This is a genomic window from Halobacillus sp. GSS1, assembly GCF_017307035.1.
In the GTDB taxonomy this organism is placed as follows: Bacteria; Bacillota; Bacilli; order Bacillales; family Halobacillaceae; genus Halobacillus; species Halobacillus litoralis.
In genome coordinates this window covers 1-17,123 of the sequence record NZ_JAFLHE010000015.1, presented here as the reverse complement: position 1 = coordinate 17,123, position 17,123 = coordinate 1, and the positions used below count along the sequence as shown (strand labels likewise).

At 42.0% G+C, this 17,123-nt stretch carries 20 protein-coding genes; 13 read left to right on the top strand and 7 right to left on the bottom strand.

Annotated elements, in window-relative coordinates:
* Positions 1–88: 88 nt before the first annotated feature.
* Entirely contained in the window at positions 89–1,651 is a 1,563-nt protein-coding gene (locus J0K78_RS17665) for a bifunctional GNAT family N-acetyltransferase/carbon-nitrogen hydrolase family protein (RefSeq protein ID WP_206948274.1), read from the top strand.
* Between the two features lie 12 nt (positions 1,652–1,663).
* A complete protein-coding gene (locus J0K78_RS17660) occupies positions 1,664–2,389 on the top strand; it encodes an SDR family oxidoreductase (protein ID WP_206948273.1) in 726 nt (241 codons plus the stop codon).
* A 55-nt stretch (positions 2,390–2,444) separates the two neighbouring features.
* Here J0K78_RS17660 and J0K78_RS17655 read toward each other — a convergent pair whose 3' ends face one another.
* Positions 2,445–2,681, bottom strand: a complete 237-nt coding sequence (locus J0K78_RS17655) for a YhdB family protein (protein ID WP_206948272.1) — start codon at positions 2,679–2,681, stop codon at positions 2,445–2,447.
* Between the two features lie 184 nt (positions 2,682–2,865).
* Between J0K78_RS17655 and J0K78_RS17650 the strand changes: the two genes are divergently transcribed.
* Both J0K78_RS17650 and J0K78_RS17645 read left to right on the top strand, forming a co-directional pair.
* On the top strand, positions 2,866–3,336 hold the full coding sequence (locus J0K78_RS17650; protein ID WP_206948271.1) for a hypothetical protein: 471 nt from the start codon (positions 2,866–2,868) through the stop codon (positions 3,334–3,336).
* A gap of 125 nt (positions 3,337–3,461) precedes the next feature.
* A complete protein-coding gene (locus J0K78_RS17645) occupies positions 3,462–4,004 on the top strand; it encodes a YhcN/YlaJ family sporulation lipoprotein (RefSeq protein ID WP_206948270.1) in 543 nt (180 codons plus the stop codon).
* 20 nt (positions 4,005–4,024) lie between these two features.
* On the opposite strand, the gene J0K78_RS17640 is transcribed toward J0K78_RS17645, so the two are convergent.
* A complete protein-coding gene (locus J0K78_RS17640; protein WP_206948269.1) occupies positions 4,025–4,738 on the bottom strand; it encodes a class I SAM-dependent methyltransferase in 714 nt (237 codons plus the stop codon).
* Between the two features lie 206 nt (positions 4,739–4,944).
* Between J0K78_RS17640 and J0K78_RS17635 the strand changes: the two genes are divergently transcribed.
* The 6 genes from J0K78_RS17635 (at position 4,945) to J0K78_RS17610 (ending at position 10,153) form a co-directional block, all read left to right on the top strand.
* Positions 4,945–5,442, top strand: a complete 498-nt coding sequence (locus tag J0K78_RS17635) for a GNAT family N-acetyltransferase (protein WP_206948268.1) — start codon at positions 4,945–4,947, stop codon at positions 5,440–5,442.
* An 84-nt stretch (positions 5,443–5,526) separates the two neighbouring features.
* Complete coding sequence (locus tag J0K78_RS17630) at positions 5,527–6,936, top strand: SpoVR family protein (protein ID WP_206948267.1); 1,410 nt, start codon at positions 5,527–5,529, stop codon at positions 6,934–6,936.
* Between the two features lie 172 nt (positions 6,937–7,108).
* The gene (locus J0K78_RS17625; RefSeq protein ID WP_206948266.1) at positions 7,109–7,645 is read left to right on the top strand and encodes a hypothetical protein; all 537 of its coding nucleotides are present in this window, start codon (positions 7,109–7,111) and stop codon (positions 7,643–7,645) included.
* Between the two features lie 116 nt (positions 7,646–7,761).
* Positions 7,762–8,502, top strand: coding sequence for a UMP kinase (gene pyrH, locus J0K78_RS17620; RefSeq protein WP_206948265.1), 741 nt, complete (start codon positions 7,762–7,764; stop codon positions 8,500–8,502).
* 105 nt (positions 8,503–8,607) lie between these two features.
* On the top strand, positions 8,608–9,498 hold the full coding sequence (gene dat / locus J0K78_RS17615; protein ID WP_206948264.1) for a D-amino-acid transaminase: 891 nt from the start codon (positions 8,608–8,610) through the stop codon (positions 9,496–9,498).
* Positions 9,499–9,715: 217 nt separating this feature from the next.
* Complete coding sequence (locus tag J0K78_RS17610; protein WP_206948263.1) at positions 9,716–10,153, top strand: hypothetical protein; 438 nt, start codon at positions 9,716–9,718, stop codon at positions 10,151–10,153.
* A 20-nt stretch (positions 10,154–10,173) separates the two neighbouring features.
* Here J0K78_RS17610 and J0K78_RS17605 read toward each other — a convergent pair whose 3' ends face one another.
* Positions 10,174–10,809 carry a YczE/YyaS/YitT family protein gene (locus tag J0K78_RS17605; protein ID WP_206948262.1) on the bottom strand — a complete coding sequence of 212 codons (636 nt, stop codon included), beginning with the start codon at positions 10,807–10,809 and terminating at the stop codon, positions 10,174–10,176.
* 137 nt (positions 10,810–10,946) lie between these two features.
* Here J0K78_RS17605 and J0K78_RS17600 point away from each other — a divergent pair, with 137 nt between their 5' ends.
* Positions 10,947–11,705, top strand: coding sequence for a (S)-benzoin forming benzil reductase (locus J0K78_RS17600; RefSeq protein ID WP_206948261.1), 759 nt, complete (start codon positions 10,947–10,949; stop codon positions 11,703–11,705).
* 33 nt (positions 11,706–11,738) lie between these two features.
* Here J0K78_RS17600 and J0K78_RS17595 read toward each other — a convergent pair whose 3' ends face one another.
* Entirely contained in the window at positions 11,739–12,716 is a 978-nt protein-coding gene (locus tag J0K78_RS17595; protein ID WP_206948260.1) for a S66 family peptidase, read from the bottom strand.
* A 131-nt stretch (positions 12,717–12,847) separates the two neighbouring features.
* Here J0K78_RS17595 and J0K78_RS17590 point away from each other — a divergent pair, with 131 nt between their 5' ends.
* Entirely contained in the window at positions 12,848–13,027 is a 180-nt protein-coding gene (locus tag J0K78_RS17590) for a hypothetical protein (RefSeq protein WP_206948259.1), read from the top strand.
* Between the two features lie 15 nt (positions 13,028–13,042).
* On the opposite strand, the gene J0K78_RS17585 is transcribed toward J0K78_RS17590, so the two are convergent.
* Both J0K78_RS17585 and J0K78_RS17580 read right to left on the bottom strand, forming a co-directional pair.
* On the bottom strand, positions 13,043–13,666 hold the full coding sequence (locus J0K78_RS17585; protein WP_242517943.1) for a class I SAM-dependent methyltransferase: 624 nt from the start codon (positions 13,664–13,666) through the stop codon (positions 13,043–13,045).
* Complete coding sequence (locus tag J0K78_RS17580; protein ID WP_206948258.1) at positions 13,663–14,196, bottom strand: dihydrofolate reductase family protein; 534 nt, start codon at positions 14,194–14,196, stop codon at positions 13,663–13,665. Before J0K78_RS17580 ends, J0K78_RS17585 begins: the two co-directional genes overlap by 4 nt.
* A 285-nt stretch (positions 14,197–14,481) precedes the next feature.
* Between J0K78_RS17580 and abc-f the strand changes: the two genes are divergently transcribed.
* The gene (abc-f, locus tag J0K78_RS17575) at positions 14,482–16,062 is read left to right on the top strand and encodes a ribosomal protection-like ABC-F family protein (RefSeq protein WP_206948257.1); all 1,581 of its coding nucleotides are present in this window, start codon (positions 14,482–14,484) and stop codon (positions 16,060–16,062) included.
* Positions 16,063–16,148: 86 nt separating this feature from the next.
* On the opposite strand, the gene J0K78_RS17570 is transcribed toward abc-f, so the two are convergent.
* Entirely contained in the window at positions 16,149–17,021 is an 873-nt protein-coding gene (locus J0K78_RS17570) for a DMT family transporter (protein WP_206948256.1), read from the bottom strand.
* Positions 17,022–17,123: the final 102 nt, after the last annotated feature.

The window sequence follows — 17,123 nt, the reverse complement described above, 5'->3', positions numbered from 1 at the left end:
ATAACTTTGTTGAAAAACTAGACAAGAAGGATGGAGGTTGAGTACGATGAAAATGGTTGAACGATCATGATGAGGAGAGGAAGATAAAATGTCGAAGCTTGATCTGACTCAATATGAGAAGAAAATGATTGTTAGAAATATGCAGGATAAAGATATCGAACAGATATTTAAGTTACAAAAGGTCTGCTTTCCTGATATGGAGCCATGGAAGAGGGAACACCTCGAGAGCCACTTAACACATTTTGCAGAAGGGCAGTTTGTCGTCGAGTTCGACGGGAAAATTATTGGAAGCTGTTCAAGTTTGATTGTGAATTTTGACGAATATGATGACAAACACACCTGGGATGACATTACAGATGAAGGGTATATAACCAATCATGATCCAGACGGATACAATCTGTATGGAATTGAAGTGATGGTCCATCCTGAATATAGAGGGATGAAAATAGGAAGGCGTTTGTATGAAGCAAGGAAAGAATTAGCACGCGAGTTGAATTTGAAGAGTATCATTATCGGTGGCCGTATACCGAATTACCACAAGTATGAAGATGAAATGACACCGCGTGAATATGTGGAGGAAGTCCGCAATCAAAACATTTATGATCCTGTCCTCACTTTCCAGATCATGAATGGATTTACCGTCATGCGGATTAATCCGGACTATCTTCCAGATGACGAGCAGTCTTTAAAGTATGCGACGCTGATGGAATGGAATAATATAGATTATCGTGCCAGGACGAAGCGTTATTTTAAGACAAGTCACCCAGTGAGAATCATGGTTATCCAATACATGATGAAAAATATCGATTCTTTTGAAGAGTTTGCGAAGCAATGTGAGTATTACGTAGATGTCGCCGCTGATTATGGATCTGATTTTGCTGTATTCCCTGAAATCTTCACTACACAGCTCATGTCCTTTTTAGAGGAAAAAGTACCTTCTCAAGCGGTTCGTAAATTGAGTGGATATACCGAAGAATATATAGAAATGTTCACACACCTTGCTGTGAAGTACAATGTGAACATCATCGGCGGGTCTCATTTCGTAGAGGAAGAAGATCAAATTTATAACATCTCTTATCTATTCAGACGTGACGGTACGATAGAAAAGCAATACAAAATTCATGTTACTCCGAACGAGCGGACTTGGTGGGGCATTCAGCCTGGAGATGCAGTCAAAGTTTTTGATACGGATTGTGGCAGGATTGCTATTCAAATTTGTTACGACATCCAGTTTCCTGAGCTCGCTCGCTATGCGGTCGATCAGGGAGCGAACATCATTTTCGTTCCGTTTTGTACAGATGACAGACAAGGGTACTTGCGCGTGCGATATTGCGCCCAGGCTCGTGCCGTTGAAAATCAGGTCTATACCGTTATCGCAGGTACAGTAGGGAACCTGACGCAAGTGGAGAATATGGATATTCAGTATGCACAATCAGGCATCTTTACGCCATCGGATTTTGAATTTGCCCGTGATGGGATTATTGGCGAGTGTAACCCCAATGTGGAAACGGTCGTTGTTGGAGATGTTGATTTAGAAATACTGAGAAGACAACGAAAATCAGGGACTGTCCGGCAGCTGAGGGATCGACGTCGAGATTTATTTGATCTTCGATTTAAATTAGACACAGAAGAAAAGCCAGAACGAACGTAAGGAGGAATTTTTGTGTTAGACAAACAAGTTGCTATTGTGACAGGAGCTTCTCGGGGAATTGGAAGAGAAATTGCATTCCAACTCGCTGAAAAAGGAGCCTATTTAACCATCATAGGCAGTTCAGAAGAAATTCATCATACGAAGGAAAAATTAGAAAATCAAGGGTTCACAAACGTTTTGGCTTATACCGCTGACGTCAGTGATGAGAACGAAATGGATCAGGTCGTGGAAGGAACGAAGAAAGCATACGGCAAAGTGGACATTCTTGTGAATAATGCAGGGATTGGAGACTTCAAGCCAATCGAAGAAGTGACTGTAGAAGAATGGCGTCGAACGTTTGATATTAATGTTCAGGGCGTATTTCTTGCGACCAAAGCCGTTCTGCCTATCATGAAGTCACAAAAGTTCGGCACTATCATTACGGTCGCATCCGATGTCTCTCGTTATACAATTCCAGAAGGTGGAGCTTTATATACATCTACGAAATATGCGGTTCAAGGGTTTATGGGATCACTTGCTCAAGAAGTAAGAAAAGATGGCATCCGGGCAGGTACCATTAATCCCGGAATGGTGGATACTTATTTCGCCAATGGGACTCAAGGAGACCCGGAAAAAGCAGAGTGGCTCAAGGTTCATGATATTGCTGAAGCTGTTGTATATATGGCGCTTGCACCGAAACATATGGTCATTGATGAAATGCATCTCCACCCGCTCATACAAGATTACCCGCGTGTATAAATGGAAATAAATGAAGACCAGGTCATCCATAAATTGGGTGACCTGGTCTTTCTTTTTATGTGAAAAAGCTTGTTTGTAGGGTGGTAGCTTGAGCATGATCGATATAACTCAACAAGGCTTCGTGCGACTCCAGCATTTCGCTTTGTTTACTCGGGTAGTAAGCCGAGTGAAGGAATGTTTCAATCTTTTTTGAAAGAAATTCATCCCTTGTGCGTACCATGAGGACGAGCAAGTCGTCCCATTGCCCCCAAATCATGAAGTGCAGGGCTTTGTCGTAATCATAGTGACTCATTGGATGACACTTCCTTTATGAAAGGAGTGGTCTTATTATCCCCGTGAGCGTTCCTGCTCAATCAGAGAGTTCGTCACAGTTCTGGGAATCCCGACACATTTTTGCTTTTTTCTTCCGCAAAGTATTGGAAATTTTGTTATGATAGTATGGAAAAGTTTTGCTTTTGACGGAAGGAGTTTTCGTGATGTCAGAAAAAAATCTTCTTTATACAAATGTGGGGTGTGTGATTTTACTGGGTGTTTTATTATTCTTGAGCTTGGTAACAGCTGAAGCTGATGCCACCCAACAGGTGATGATTCTCATAACGGAAATCATCGGAGGAATAACCCTGGTTGCGGCCATTCTTTCTCTTTATTACATAAAAAGTGATCAAAGGTATCTCCCTCTATCTATTTTATGTTTTTTGGCTCCCTGGTTGTTGTATGGAATTGGTTACGAAGTGGGTTTTGATGCGTCAACCCCTCATACGTGGATATGGTTTATCAGCTTGTATATGCTTCTCATTGCTGGATTCATTTTTATTCGCATCGGTTATAAAAAAGTAGAAGGTCATTATAAGCTTGTTTCTGTTTTCCTTTTATTTATTAATGCTATTTTTTTCGTTTATTTAATTTTCATTCAAATATGGTGGAGTCTCCCATTCCTGAATCGTTAATCCTCAGTTTTCTTAACTGGGGATTTTTTTGTTGTTCACGTACTTTTCCTGTTTTTGTCAATCGCATATTTGCTTTTCAACCACACATACTAACCGTAAATATGGATGGAAGGAGGGTGAATATCATGAAAATCAAAGTATTAGCCATCGGTCTATTAGCAGCTGGATCTCTTGTGGCCTGTCAGGCAGAGCAAGAAGCTGGAGACAATGGCAACTACAACGGAGTGGAAAATACAAGCTTCGAGCGTACAGCGGATGATATGTCCGAAAATGGTCAAAAGGCGAACCAGTATGACAATGATCGCGGTATGGTTCATAACACGAATTATAAAGTTGCCAAAGATGCAGCCAACCGTATCGAAAAAAATGTGGACGGCGTAGATCGTGTTTATGTGTTGAAAACACGTGACAATGCCTATGTAGCTGCAGAGCTTGATAATCCAAAAGGAGACAAGAACGAAGTCTCTGATGAAATGGAAAAGCAAATTAAAAAAGCAGTCAAAGATTCGGATCAGGATATAAACAATGTTTACATTTCAACGAATCCAGATTTTGTTGACTTGACGAACAATTATGTAGAAGATGCTCAAAATGGTGAACCTGTCAGAGGATTTTTCCGTGAATTCGGAGAAATGGTTGACCGTATTTTCCCTGACCAACGCTCATAATAAAGAAAAGCCAGGACCTTTTATTTAGGTTCTGGCTTTTCAGCTTTTACAATAATGAAATTCGGTTTTGTGGAAACTTTATGGAATCCCTTTGGGTGTACTTCTTTAAATTCAGGCGTAGGTTTTGGCTCTGAAAGTTGAATGAAACGGAAATGATCGGTCACCGCAGAAATAATCTTCTCAAGCGGCCGCCTATAAAAAGTCATCGGAACTTTTTCACCGTTCACCGTCCATTCCTCCTGAAGTTGCTGGCAGGCATAATAAGTATCCACATCATGGTTCATATAATCCATAAACGGGTGATGGGTAGAGAAAAGGAGTGTTCCTCCTGGTTTTAAGGTACGATAGAACTCCTGAAAAATAGGCGTCCAATCTTTTATGTAATGCAGTGTAAGTGAACTGATAATGAAGTCAAAAGATTCGTTTTCCATCGGTAAAGGATTCGACAAATCGTGAACAAAAGCATGGATACTGGCATTTTCTGCTCGCCGCTTGGTTGCATCAATCATGGAAGGACTGAGGTCAACCGCTGTTACGTCTGCGCCGTGATCAGCCATGTAACGCGCATACCACCCTGCTGCACACCCGGCATCCAAAACGTTTTTTTCTCGAAGTTCTGGGAGCAGGTCTATCATGGCGGGACGTTCGAGATAAGCATTGTAGGGCTTTCGGTCAACGTCAAATTCATAATGCGAAGACAAATGCTCATAGGAGTGAAGGATCTTCTTTTTCATTTGAAAACTCCTTTCTGTTCTTGTGTCATTCAGTGTACCTCAAAAAAGGTTGTATCTCTAATGTTCAGGTTCGCTGACATGTTGGAGCCCTTTAAAGTTCACCCCTTTTTAGATCAAAGTACTGGTGTCACGCAGTTAACCACCTCTAAGAGAGTGGCGTTTGACTGCCTTTCTTCTGATAGAATTAAGGAAAGGGGGCTTTAAAGATGATTAGAACAGCGGAGGTCTGTGATGCAGCAGGCTATCGAAAACTCATGGAGAAACTGGAGTCGGAAACGGATTTTTTACTATTCGGTAATGGGGAAAGGAAAGCCGCGAACGAACAGGTAGAAAGGTTGATTCAAAAAGTGGAGAAGGAAGAAAATTCTACGATCCTTCTTTCTGACTTTAACGGAGGAATCAACGGACATGTGACCGTTTTTGGCGGTGGAGCACCAAGGAGCTTACATACAGCAAGTGTTATTACAGGAGTATTGAAGGACTTCCACGGTTTAGGAGTCGCTAAAGAGCTATTTCATCATCTTTTTGGATGGGCAGGACATCATGGAGTAACGAGGCTTGAACTTACTGTCATGGTTCATAATGAGAGAGCAGTCCATTTTTATGAACAGATGGGGTTTGAAAAAGAAGGAGTCAAGAGGCAGTCTCTGATCGTCAGCGGGAGGCCTGTGGATGAATATGTCATGGCTAAAATTCTAGTATAGAGGACAAGAAGATGACCTGAACCTTCATGTTCGCTGCTTTACCCTCATATAGTTAAATAAGCGAAATCGAAGGAGGGGGCATCTTTGAGACCAGATGACCAAAAGAAGCTCGAATATGCGATCAGAGAAATAACGGAAATCGCTAAAGGTTTCGGGCTTGATTTCTATCCAATGCGTTACGAAGTCTGTCCTGATGATATTATTTATACATTCGGAGCGTACGGGATGCCGACACGCTTTTCCCACTGGAGCTTTGGAAAGCAGTACTACAAGATGAAGCTGCAATATGACCTCGGATTAAGTAAGATTTATGAACTTGTCATCAACTCGAATCCTTGCTATGCCTTTTTATTGAATTCAAACAGTTTGATTCAGAATAAGCTGATTGTTGCCCATGTCCTGGCTCACTGTGATTTCTTTAAAAACAATGCCCGGTTCCAGAATACGAAGAGGGACATGGTGGAAAGTATGGCGGCGACAGCAGAAAGAATCGCTACCTACGATAAAATATATGGGAAACATGAGGTAGAGTCATTCCTCGATGCTGTTCTTGCCATTCAGGAACATATTGATCCATCTTTGGTCCGTCCTAAACTCGCCTGGTCCTTGGACGAAGAAGAAAGTGAAGAAAAGCCGGTTCAAACCGAATATGATGATATTTGGAAGATTGATGAATCCTCCTCAGAAGAGCAGCCAAGGTTTAGGAAGAAAAAGAAATTCCCACCACGGCCTGAGAAGGATTTGCTTCTTTTTATTGAACAGTACAGCCGTGAACTTGAGGATTGGCAGCGGGATATCCTGACGATGATGCGCGAAGAAATGTTGTATTTCTGGCCGCAGTTGGAAACGAAGATTATGAACGAAGGATGGGCTTCCTACTGGCATGCGCGAATTTTACGGGAAATGGACTTAACAAGCGATGAGTCCATTGAATTCGCTAAACTCAATGCGAGCGTTGTGCAGCCAAGTAAGACGCAGCTAAATCCGTATTACTTAGGGTTGAAGATTTTCGAGGACATTGAAGATCGTTATGACAACCCAACCGAGGAAATGATTAAACACGGTGTCGAACCCGGTTCAGGAAGGGAAAAGATGTTCGAGGTCCGCGAAATTGAATCTGATCAAAGCTTCATCCGTAACTATTTAACGAAAGAACTGGCCAGGAGAGAGGATTTATATCTTTTCCAAAAGCAAGGCCAAAAATATAAAATCACGGATAAAGATCATGAAGCCGTACGGGATCAGCTTGTCACCATGAGGGTGAATGGAGGATTCCCTTATATCACTGTGCAGGACGGTGATTATGTGAAGGCCGGAGAACTTTATTTAAAACACCATTTTGAAGACGTAGAACTCGATGTCGGATATTTGGAAAAAACATTGCCTTATGTGTATCAGCTGTGGGGACGGAATGTTCACATAGAAACGAAAGTAGAGGGACGGGATGTAGTTTTCAGCTATGGCGGTAAAAAAGTTCAGAAGAAGTATTTATAGGAATGCAGACTGCTCTTTAAATAATAAAGGGCAGTTTTTTTATTTGATTATGTCTGAGACTTAATAAGTAAGAAATCGACAAAACCTCTCCCTTCGTTTGACAACTTGGAGAAAAGGAATTTGATATAATGACGGTAAGATTTACCTTCCTAATGCAAAAGAGGTGAGACGGATGAAAAAGGTGCGCGTGGCTATATACAGTTTGATTGCTGTATTGATTGCTGCTGTCTTTTTTTATGTGGACAATAAGGAAGTCAACGCACTGAAAAATAACCAGAGTTATCCGATGGTGGAAGATCCGAAACAACACCCCGAACCCATTACGGTGTCTTCTCAGGAAATCGGAGATACGAAAGTCCATTTAACCAAGCTTTACAGCCGCAACAATGCAAGGGGACTGTATCTTGGGATGTGGTATGGAGACCGAAATGCTCTAATGAAAAACAAGGAAGAAGATTGGTTGAGAGATAAAGGCCATATCGAATTTTTAGTTAAAGCGGTCGATTCGAACGGCACCACGTATAATGGACACACGATCGGTACCAAGGAAGGAACCTTCACTACTTTTCGTTATATCCAATTTGATGACTTCCGTTATGACAAAGACCTTGTTGAGCTTGATTTGGCATTTTACCCTATGATGGATGATGGCAAGGGAGGCCTTCCCTACGAGCATCCCTGGTTGGAAACCACTGTGGAAGTGGAATGAATAAAGCTTGCCTGAGCATAAGATAGCATAGATAAAGTTGGTTTAATAATGAGCTTAGACACAGGTCTAGGCTCTTTTTTTCGAATAAACAAAGGTCAATGAAAAGGGGACTCATAATGAGATATTCTCGTGTCTTGCTAAAAATTAGTGGTGGTGCCATGAAAGGGGATAGCAGGGACAGTTTCGATAATCAACGACTGGAACATATCGCAAACGAAATCCTCTCTCTTCTTGATAGTGGGTTGGAAGTTGCGGTCGTCGTCGGCGGAGGCAATATCTTCAGGGGCAGAACCGCAGAAGACTGGGGGATCGAGCGGGTGGAAGCTGATAATATTGGTACAATCGGCACGATTATTAACAGTTTGATGTTAAGAGGTGTGTTAAAGAAAAAATCAAAAAAAGAAATAAGGGTCATGACTTCTATACCAGTCGCAAGCGTAGCGGAGCCTTATATTCGTTTGAAGGCTTTGCACCACCTTGCTAAAGGTATGGTGGTCATTTTGGCAGGAGGGAACGGACAGCCATTTGTGACGACCGATTATCCTGCGGTTCAAAGGGCCATTGAATTGAACTGTGATGCCATCCTTGTTGCAAAACAAGGCGTGGACGGTGTGTATACATCGGATCCGGCCAAACACAAAGGAGCGCAAATGTATGGCCGTTTAAACTATGATGATATTCTTCTTCAAAACATCCAGATCATGGATCAGTCTGCTCTCATTCTTGCACGGGATTTTAAGTTGCCCGTCCACATTTTTAATTTTGATCATCCGGGACTGATGAAGAGGGTTTGTAAAGGGACAGATGAGGGTACTCTCATTTCACATCGACCATCCAAGCTTCAAACTTTGGAATAGGTTGAACGCTCTCGTTTAAAAAGTTTTTCAACGGAGGGTCCAACCCCGGCCTTTTTTCTGATAAACTATTCGTTAAACCTGGAGATGACTTGAGGAGGCAAAGTAATGACGATTCACGACCATATTTTGACAGAAAATGATTTTGTAAAGCAGGATACATTGAAGTACCCCTTCGAAGAACGAGGGCTTCAGTTCGGTGATGGAATTTATGAAGTGATCCGTGTTTACAATGGAAACTATTACTTAATGGATGAACACATCGATCGGCTGTACCGTTCAGCGGCAGCTGTTAAAATTGATGTCCCTTATACAAAGGAAGACATGTATGAGCGGCTGGAAGAACTGCTCAAGAAAAACAAAATCAGCGGAGATGCCAAAGTGTACTTGCAAATCACCAGAGGCTCTGCGCCGCGGGATCATGCTTTTCCTGATCAGACACAAGCGAACTTATATGCTTATGTGAAAGATCTTCCTCGTCCGGTTTCATTCTTGCGCGAGGGCGTCAGTGCCATTACTCATGAAGATGTGCGATGGGACTGGTGTTACATTAAAAGCTTAAACTTGCTTCCCAATGTCCTTGCAAAACAGACGGCTAAAGAACACGACTGTTACGAGGCCATCCTCCATAAAAATGGAGAAGTAACTGAATGCAGCTCTTCTAATGTCTATTTTGTGCGGCAGGGGAAAGTCTACACGCATCCGGCCAAGAAGAACATTCTACATGGATGTGTAAGGATGAGGGTGGAGGCTTTTTGTAAGAAAGAAAAGGTTGATTTTGTTGAAGAAGCCTTCCAGGTAGAGGACCTAGCTTATGCAGATGAATTGTTTTTATCAAGCAGTACCTCAGAAATCATGCCGATATTAAAAGTTGACGGGCAAACCATTGGTGATGGCCTTCCTGGAGCTGTTACAAGAAAGCTGCAAAAGTGTTATGAAGCAGATGCTCACATAAATCAAGATGATTCTATCTTTACAAGTCAAACGGCAACTGAATAATAGAAGGCCCGGAAGGCTATACTTCCGGGCTTTTTCGTTACTTATTAATATGAAAGCATGTGGAATATAACTGGCATCCATGAATCTCGTACGGCAAGGTGCGGGAATTCACGAAGGTAAGTCATGTAAGTCATGTAAAAAAGGCCAAGCGGCATAATAAATAGAGAACTTTGGATATGCTATAATGCTAAGGAAAAGAGGAAAGGAGCGGTCTTTTATGGGTAATATAAAACTTGAAATGACAAAAGAACAATATGAAACACTGGTTGAAATGGTGTTTTTAGGGACATGGATGGTCAATTCGACAAAATTGGAGCTGGATGAACAGTTCGAAGATGTAAGAGAGCTTGTCTTATCAAAATACAAGGAAGCGAATCTTGAGGACAAGATTTCTTATCAGGAACAAATAGGTGTTCATGACCTTGATGTAGATTATGAATCGAATCTATTAGATACACACGTAGAAGAATACGATGAGTTCAGCTTTTGGGATAAGTTGGTCGAAAAACTTGCCGAAAAACAGATGACGGAAATCTACGGGCCAATGGACGGAAAACTGACGGAAGACCAAATGGAAAAGCGACTAGCTATTGAAGAAGAAATTGGCCGGAGGCTTGAAGAGACAGGCGTGACGAAGCTCTCCTTTGAGGAATGAAAAAAAGCGTGATGGAAGTATCACGCTTTTTGAGGCATTTTTTTCTTCGGTTCTGTCCACAGAGCAGCAATCGGCCTCGCCCATTGGAACGACCATTGAATAAGTGGCCCTAACAGCAAAGCGACAATTAATGTCCCAAAACCGACCGGAGCTCCGAGCAAAAACCCAATGAGAGCCATTCCGGATTCGGAGAAAATGCGCACCGTGCTTTTGGATTGATTTGTTTTTTCATTCATAATCATCATGAAGTGATCCAGAGGAATGCGGGGGAATGGAGTTCGTAAGTAAACAGAGATTCCCACAGCTGTGGCTAAGAGGCCGAGTGAGAAAATGCCCCATTGAGCCCACCACGCTTCATATTCCATGTTCTCAAGCATTCCGTATAGAAAGATATCCAATGTTCTTCCACGTATGATAATTGGGATTAATGATTCGAATTGGGGTCGCTTATGCTCCAACTTGGCATTAACAAGTAAAAGAATGACAAAAGCAACAATCATGACGCTTCCGACAGTTACTGGTAAATGCATGGAGAGGCCGACAGCAATGCTATCTCCCGGGCCGACACCTAAACCGGATTGTATGATCAGCGCTAGGCCCAGACTTGAAACGACAAGTCCTGCAACATAGATGATAAACAGAAATAAATATTTCATAGGTAGACTCCTTTATGTGTCCACTTGTGCTCCGTTTATCATATCGTTTGAATTCTGGGATGTAAAGTTTCTGAACGGAGCGTTTGCCGATTGGACAAAAGGGAAAGCAAAAAAAGAATGGAGAAAGGGTGATAGACATGCAATATGCTGTTGTAACAGGGGCTTCTCGTGGTTTAGGAGAAGCGATTGCGCGACAATTCATTTTGAAGAGCGTGAATGTGGTGGCTGTTTCGCGATCAGGCAATGAAGAGTTGAAGGCTTTGGCAGATGAAAAAGGTGTGAGTTTCCATCATGTCAGCTGTGATCTGAGTGACTTGGATGATTTAAATGAAGGGCTCAATCAAATGATCGATCTTGTACTCCACAAGGATACTCATTATGTTTATCTCGTTAATAATGCAGGAGTCATCGAGCCTATTCAGACAGTTGGTCAATTAGAAGCAGAAGCCGTGCAAAAACACATGCAGGTTAATGTAACGGCACCTATTTTGACCGTGAATCGTTTTATTAAAGAAGCGAATGAAAGGGACATCTCTCTTGGTATCATAAACATTACTTCGGGTGCAGCAGAGAAAACCATTCATGGCTGGAGTACATACAGCAGCTCCAAAGCAGCCATTAATCGTTTCACGCAAACTTTGGCACTTGAGCAGGAAGGGAAGGATCATACGATATTTGCCTATAGCCCTGGTGTGATTGATACAGACATGCAAGGCGAAATTCGTTCTTCTTCGGAAGACGCTTTTGCTGATGTAGGGAAATTCCGGAAATTGAAAGAAGAAGGGGAGTTACGCTCCCCTGAAGAGGTGGCAGGTGTATTGATGAACCTTTTAGAAAAACCGGATAAAATCGAAAATGGTCAGGTGTATAAACTTTATGATCTAATAGGGAAATGATTGAAAGAGCCCAGTGATATCACTGGGCTCTTATTAATATGCTAGAAGTTCAATCGTGGGAGATTGTCTATGTGCTTCAATTCTTACCCGGCCTCCGATAGGAAAAGTGAAAATCGGTGTGGTATGACCGAAGCTGGCATTGTATAGGATAGGGATATGTTCGAGTTCTTTTTTAGACTGGAGGATCTGTTTGAGCGTATCATCATCCATGTGTGATTCTTTTTGGAAGCGGCCGATTACCATTCCCAGCACACCCTCGAAGCTTGGTTGATGAATTAAAGATTGTAAATCACGGTCGAAGGTTGAGGGATCGGATAACATGTCGTCTTCAAGGAACAGGATTGAATTTGTGAGGGAAGGCATATATGGCGTTCCTTGAAGCAAGTTCAAAGTACAAAGGTTTCCGCCTATGGAGGTGCCTTCAGCGACTCCTTCATACAGCACTTCATAACCGGTATTGGTATGAAATTGTCGTTCCTGTTGATTCAAATACCAGCGATCGTCACTCCAATCCATTGCAGGATGTATATTTTGCGGTTCTGTTTCAGTGAACACGCTCATAAAATGGTCGAACGTATAGTCGATGCCTTTTTCCATACCAAACGATGAAAAGTGAGGACCACTGTATGTGACCAGTCCTGTCTTGTTATATATCGTGTTGGAGAGAGCCGTAATGTCAGAATACCCACAGAAGATCTTAGGATTCTTATGGATGAGATCAAAATCAAGGCGGTTCAGCAATTGGTTGCTGTCATATCCACCAAGAGTAGTCAAGATGGCTTTGACATTCGGATCAGAAAAAGCTTCGTGTATATCAGTCACCCTGTGGTCAACGGGATTGGAGATGAACTGGCTGCTTTCTGCTGCATATGTACTGAAGGTCACTTTGAATCCCGCCTGGTTCAATCGCTCTACGGCCAGTTCCTGCTGGTCAGGTGCTACAATCGATAAACTTTTGGCGGGGGAGATTACTCGAATTTCATCTCCCTTTTTTAATTTCTCAGGTATCATTAACTTGCCTCCTTCGTGAATTGGTAAATTACATAACTATACCAAAAAGTATGGTTTGCGTCCATTAGGATTTAGAATATTTTGAAACTATCTTCAAGATCGGATCGTATGTATAAGCAAGGGGGAATTTTATGTTCTCAACCATTGTTGGGTTTATTCTTGTTGTTGCTTTTTTAGCTCTTATCTTCAGGTTTGTTCGCCAGTCAACCAGTAGTCGATCCCTTTCCTCTAAAAAAGATGACCCTACGTGGCAGCCTGGGTTTCATCAGTTCGATCATTCTGATGGTGGTGGAGACGGGGGAGGGGAGTGAACCATGAATGATGAGTCACTTTCTTAGAATAACTCCCTGAAAATGAGTGGGGCCATCTTCACCTTCTTCTATCGGAATTTTATGAAACGCTTCAAGCTTGAACTCACGTTTTAGAATAGATTCAAGAATATCGTCTTCATAAAAAGAGAAAAAGCGTTTAGGCTCATGGAAGTCTTTCTGCCAAATGCCCTCATGATTGATGCCGCCGTAAACACCTAAATAAAAAAGCCCATCTTTTTTTAGAACGCTGCGAATACCTCTTAGGATTTCAGGAAGGTTCTCTTTGGGTACATGAAGCAGACAATTCAAAGCCCAGACGGCATCAAAAGATGCTTCCGGAAACTGTAATTCATCAAAACTCATGACGTCTGCTTTCAATCCTTTTTCACGGCAGAGCTGGACCATATCTTCGGATAAATCCGTTGCCTGAACGTTGAATCCTTCCTGGGAGAAGAAAAGACTGTCTTTCCCTGGTCCGGATCCGATTTCGAGCAGTGAATCCTTCTTCTCATTCTTTAATTTTTCCAGGAAAGCCGCCCTTTCCTTTATTTTCCAATCTTGTGAACGTGATTGATTACGCTGTTTTGATTGACGGTCATACGCTTTAGAGAGATTCTTTTTTATATCTTGTGGAATCAATGTCTCTGCTCCTTCTTTTGGTAAGTAACGGCGAGCATACCGTCTTGATAGGCTTTGGTTTCTGTAAGCTGAAGCTCTTCTTCAAGGTCATTTTTTTGGAAAAGGGGAATGCCTTTACCAATCAATGTTGGTTGAATAAAGATCTGGAACTCATCAATCAATCCAGCAGAGATGAAATAATGGATCAGGTTTGCTCCTCCGACAACCCAAATGGTTTTATTCTGTTCATTCTTAAGCATGTTCACAAGGGGCAGGATTTGTTCAGGTTGTAGATATGTCGCATAATCGTCATGGCCTTCGCGCGTGTTACTCACGACATAGACATCCTTCATTTTGTAAGGGAATTCTTCGGTTAATTCAAAGATGTGATCATAAGTTTTCCTTCCTAGAAAAACGGTATCCACTGCGTTGATGAATTGTTCATAGCCATAGTCTTCGTCAGCACCATCCCGCAGCCAATCAATGCTCCCATCCTCTCTTGCGATATAGCCATCAGCACTTTGAGCAATGTATAATGTGACTTTCCCCATATGAATTCCTCCATTCTTTTTGTCTTGTATTCCTAAGCCACTTCATCATATAATAAACGTAACCAAAAAAGAAGGGACTGACGTTTAAAGCAATGAAGTACTAATCCTGTTGCTAAACGAGTATGAGAATAAGAAACAACACTCGTTCCAGATACAGGATTGGTCTGTCCTTTTTTAAAAAAGGATCCTCTTGCTTTTTATATCACCCTTCATATATGTTGTGGTGTGCCCAAAAAGTGGTGGCAGACTAAAAACCTCTCTGGAACGGTTCAGGGAGGTTTATTTATGTTAAATATGCGTGCAACCAATATACTGTATCAAATCGGAAGCCGAGATCTACTTGATATTAAAGAACTGAAGATTCATGAAGGAGACCGAATTGGTCTAGTAGGAAGAAATGGAGAAGGGAAAAGCCTGTTGCTGCAATACTTGTTAGGAAAGCTCGATGTAGCCCCGCAAGTGGAATGGCACACATCTTATGGATGGATGAAACAGATGAATGAAGAAGAGTGGAAATCTTCTACAATGAGTGGTGGAGAAAAAACACTCGCTCGACTGGAGCGAATCCTTTCCCAGGGCCACTCCTTGCTTTTTCTTGATGAACCAACGAATAACCTGGACTGGGAGCACATTGAATCATTAGAAGAAGAACTGCTCAAGCATAACGGCGCTTATGTTCTTGTTTCCCACGATCGAAAGCTGCTCAATCGCTGCTGCAATAAAATCTGGGAACTTGAACAAGGAAAATTGACGGAATACCAAGGGAATTATGATTTTTATGAAGTTCAAAAGGAGCTTGAACGAAAGCAGAAATACGAAAAGCACGAACAGTATGTGAAAGAAAAAAACAGAATCGAGGAACGAATCCGCCAGAAGCAGTCCCAATCTAAAGGAATGAGAAAACCTCCAAAGCGAATGGGAAATTCCGAGTGGCAACTTGGGAAGAACAAAGCAGCTGCTCATCAAAAGAAGGTGGAGCGTGTCGGTAAGACCTTGGAGCGCAGATTGGATCGTCTCGAGAAGGCCGAGAAGCCTATGGAATGGGATCAAGTGAAAATGGAGTTCAGTAAATTGAACCCATCAAGTAAAAAAGCATTGGGAACGGTAGGGGAGACAGAAGTCCAGGCGGGATCTAAGTTTCTTTTTACCAGCCCTAAATTGTCATTGAAAAATGGATCCAAAACAGCCTTCATCGGTGGAAACGGAACAGGAAAATCCACTTTTATCCAACATCTTTTACGGACAACAGATTGGCTTTCTCCAGGAGTAGAAGTCGGGTACTTTCACCAGACTTTGGAAGATTTGCCTTTAGAAAAGAAAGTGTACGACTATGCAAGTGAAAAGAGTTCACTATCCGAAACTACCATTCGTATCATCCTTGCTCGTCTAAGGTTTTTTGCTGAGGATATGAACAAAACCATAGGTCAATTGAGTGGAGGAGAACGAGTGAAGCTGTCTTTAGCGAAATTGATGGCCAGCGGGGCAACTTTCCTCGTGCTTGATGAACCAACAAATCACCTGGATCTCGAAGCGATACATGCTTTAGAACGGTTAATCTGTGATTTCCCAGGGACGATTCTTTTTGTTACCCATGATCGTACATTCATCGAGAGGACAGCGGATCAAATATGGATGATTGAAGATTCAAAGTTCATAACTTTCGATGGCACATGGAAACAGTGGGAGGAGTATGTGGAGAATCCCCCTGTCGCTGACGATGACGTCTACGATCAGATGGCATTAGAAACAAAGTTGACGGAACTCATCAGCCGGTTGAGCATGCCTGGTCCGAATGAAGATGTTAATCAATTGGAGGAGGACTATCAACACACGTTGTCTAACTTAAAGAAACTGAAAAAGAACTAAAAAAAAGCGACCGGGAAGAGGTCGCTTTTTTATGTTAAAAGAGGTGTCTATGTGTGGAAATCACCTATCGAGCTGGCTTTTCCTGGCTACTGAGATGTCTCTACTTTTTTAGCTTCTTTGTTATTTCTCAAAAACATGTACAGCGAGGCACCGAAGATTGTGAAGTAACCGAGAATGCTGAAAATATCAGGTACTTGATCAAATAAGATGATACTGATGAGTGCCGAGTAGACCACGGTGGAATAGAAAAAGATAGAGATCTCCCGTGCTGGAGCGAATTTATAGGCTATGGTCAAACCGAACTGTCCCAGCGTTGCAAATGCCCCAGCGGATAGCAGGTACACCCATTGTTTCAAGCTCATCGGTTCATAGAAAGCAATGGTGAAAGGGAGCAGGGTGACGGTTGTGAAAAATGAGAAGTAGAAGACAATGGTATAAAATTTTTCTTTATCTCCTAATACACGGAGCAAAGTATAGGCGCCAGCTGCAAACACAGCTGAGAAAATACCGGCGAGATAAGGAATGAATTCAACAGAAAATGCCGGTTTTATGATGAACAGTGTCCCGATAAACGCAACGACAATAGCAATGATCTGATACAAACGTGCCTTCTCTTTCAAAAAGATAGCTGAAAAGATAATTAACAAAAATGGACTGAGCTTGTTGAGCATATCCGCATCTGACAATACAAGGTTATCAATGGCATAGAAAAACAAAACCATCCCGATCGTACCGAGTGCTGAACGCGAAAGCAGCAACTTCTGATTTTCCTTTTTACCAAATAGCCGTTCTTTGTTGTACATGACAAAACCAAAGGCGATAATGGCTGATACAAGATTACGGAATAAAGTCTTTTGAACAGTCGGAACGTCTCCAGACAGCTTAACGAGTGCCGCCATCATAGAGAAGCCGAAGGCAGATATAAGTAGTAATATGATTCCTTTATTTCGATTGCTCATGATGGTTCCTCCAGTTGAACTTATGTTGTGCAAAAAAAACACCTTTACCATCCTAATATAAAAAATTAATGAAAGAAAGCCACATGCACTTCTTCCACAAAC

Excerpts from the sequence above, each read along its gene's own strand:
- J0K78_RS17665 (WP_206948274.1), top strand. The coding sequence starts at position 89 with ATGTCGAAGCTTGATCTGACTCAATATGAGAAGAAAATGATTGTTAGA.
- J0K78_RS17655 (WP_206948272.1), bottom strand. The coding sequence starts at position 2,681 with ATGAGTCACTATGATTACGACAAAGCCCTGCACTTCATGATTTGGGGG.
- J0K78_RS17650 (WP_206948271.1), top strand. The coding sequence starts at position 2,866 with ATGTCAGAAAAAAATCTTCTTTATACAAATGTGGGGTGTGTGATTTTA.
- J0K78_RS17645 (WP_206948270.1), top strand. The coding sequence starts at position 3,462 with ATGAAAATCAAAGTATTAGCCATCGGTCTATTAGCAGCTGGATCTCTT.
- J0K78_RS17640 (WP_206948269.1), bottom strand. The coding sequence starts at position 4,738 with ATGAAAAAGAAGATCCTTCACTCCTATGAGCATTTGTCTTCGCATTAT.
- J0K78_RS17635 (WP_206948268.1), top strand. The coding sequence starts at position 4,945 with ATGATTAGAACAGCGGAGGTCTGTGATGCAGCAGGCTATCGAAAACTC.
- J0K78_RS17625 (WP_206948266.1), top strand. The coding sequence starts at position 7,109 with ATGAAAAAGGTGCGCGTGGCTATATACAGTTTGATTGCTGTATTGATT.
- pyrH (WP_206948265.1), top strand. The coding sequence starts at position 7,762 with ATGAGATATTCTCGTGTCTTGCTAAAAATTAGTGGTGGTGCCATGAAA.
- dat (WP_206948264.1), top strand. The coding sequence starts at position 8,608 with ATGACGATTCACGACCATATTTTGACAGAAAATGATTTTGTAAAGCAG.
- J0K78_RS17610 (WP_206948263.1), top strand. The coding sequence starts at position 9,716 with ATGGGTAATATAAAACTTGAAATGACAAAAGAACAATATGAAACACTG.
- J0K78_RS17605 (WP_206948262.1), bottom strand. The coding sequence starts at position 10,809 with ATGAAATATTTATTTCTGTTTATCATCTATGTTGCAGGACTTGTCGTT.
- J0K78_RS17600 (WP_206948261.1), top strand. The coding sequence starts at position 10,947 with ATGCAATATGCTGTTGTAACAGGGGCTTCTCGTGGTTTAGGAGAAGCG.
- J0K78_RS17595 (WP_206948260.1), bottom strand. The coding sequence starts at position 12,716 with ATGATACCTGAGAAATTAAAAAAGGGAGATGAAATTCGAGTAATCTCC.
- J0K78_RS17590 (WP_206948259.1), top strand. The coding sequence starts at position 12,848 with ATGTTCTCAACCATTGTTGGGTTTATTCTTGTTGTTGCTTTTTTAGCT.
- J0K78_RS17580 (WP_206948258.1), bottom strand. The coding sequence starts at position 14,196 with ATGGGGAAAGTCACATTATACATTGCTCAAAGTGCTGATGGCTATATC.
- abc-f (WP_206948257.1), top strand. The coding sequence starts at position 14,482 with ATGTTAAATATGCGTGCAACCAATATACTGTATCAAATCGGAAGCCGA.
- J0K78_RS17570 (WP_206948256.1), bottom strand. The coding sequence starts at position 17,021 with ATGAGCAATCGAAATAAAGGAATCATATTACTACTTATATCTGCCTTC.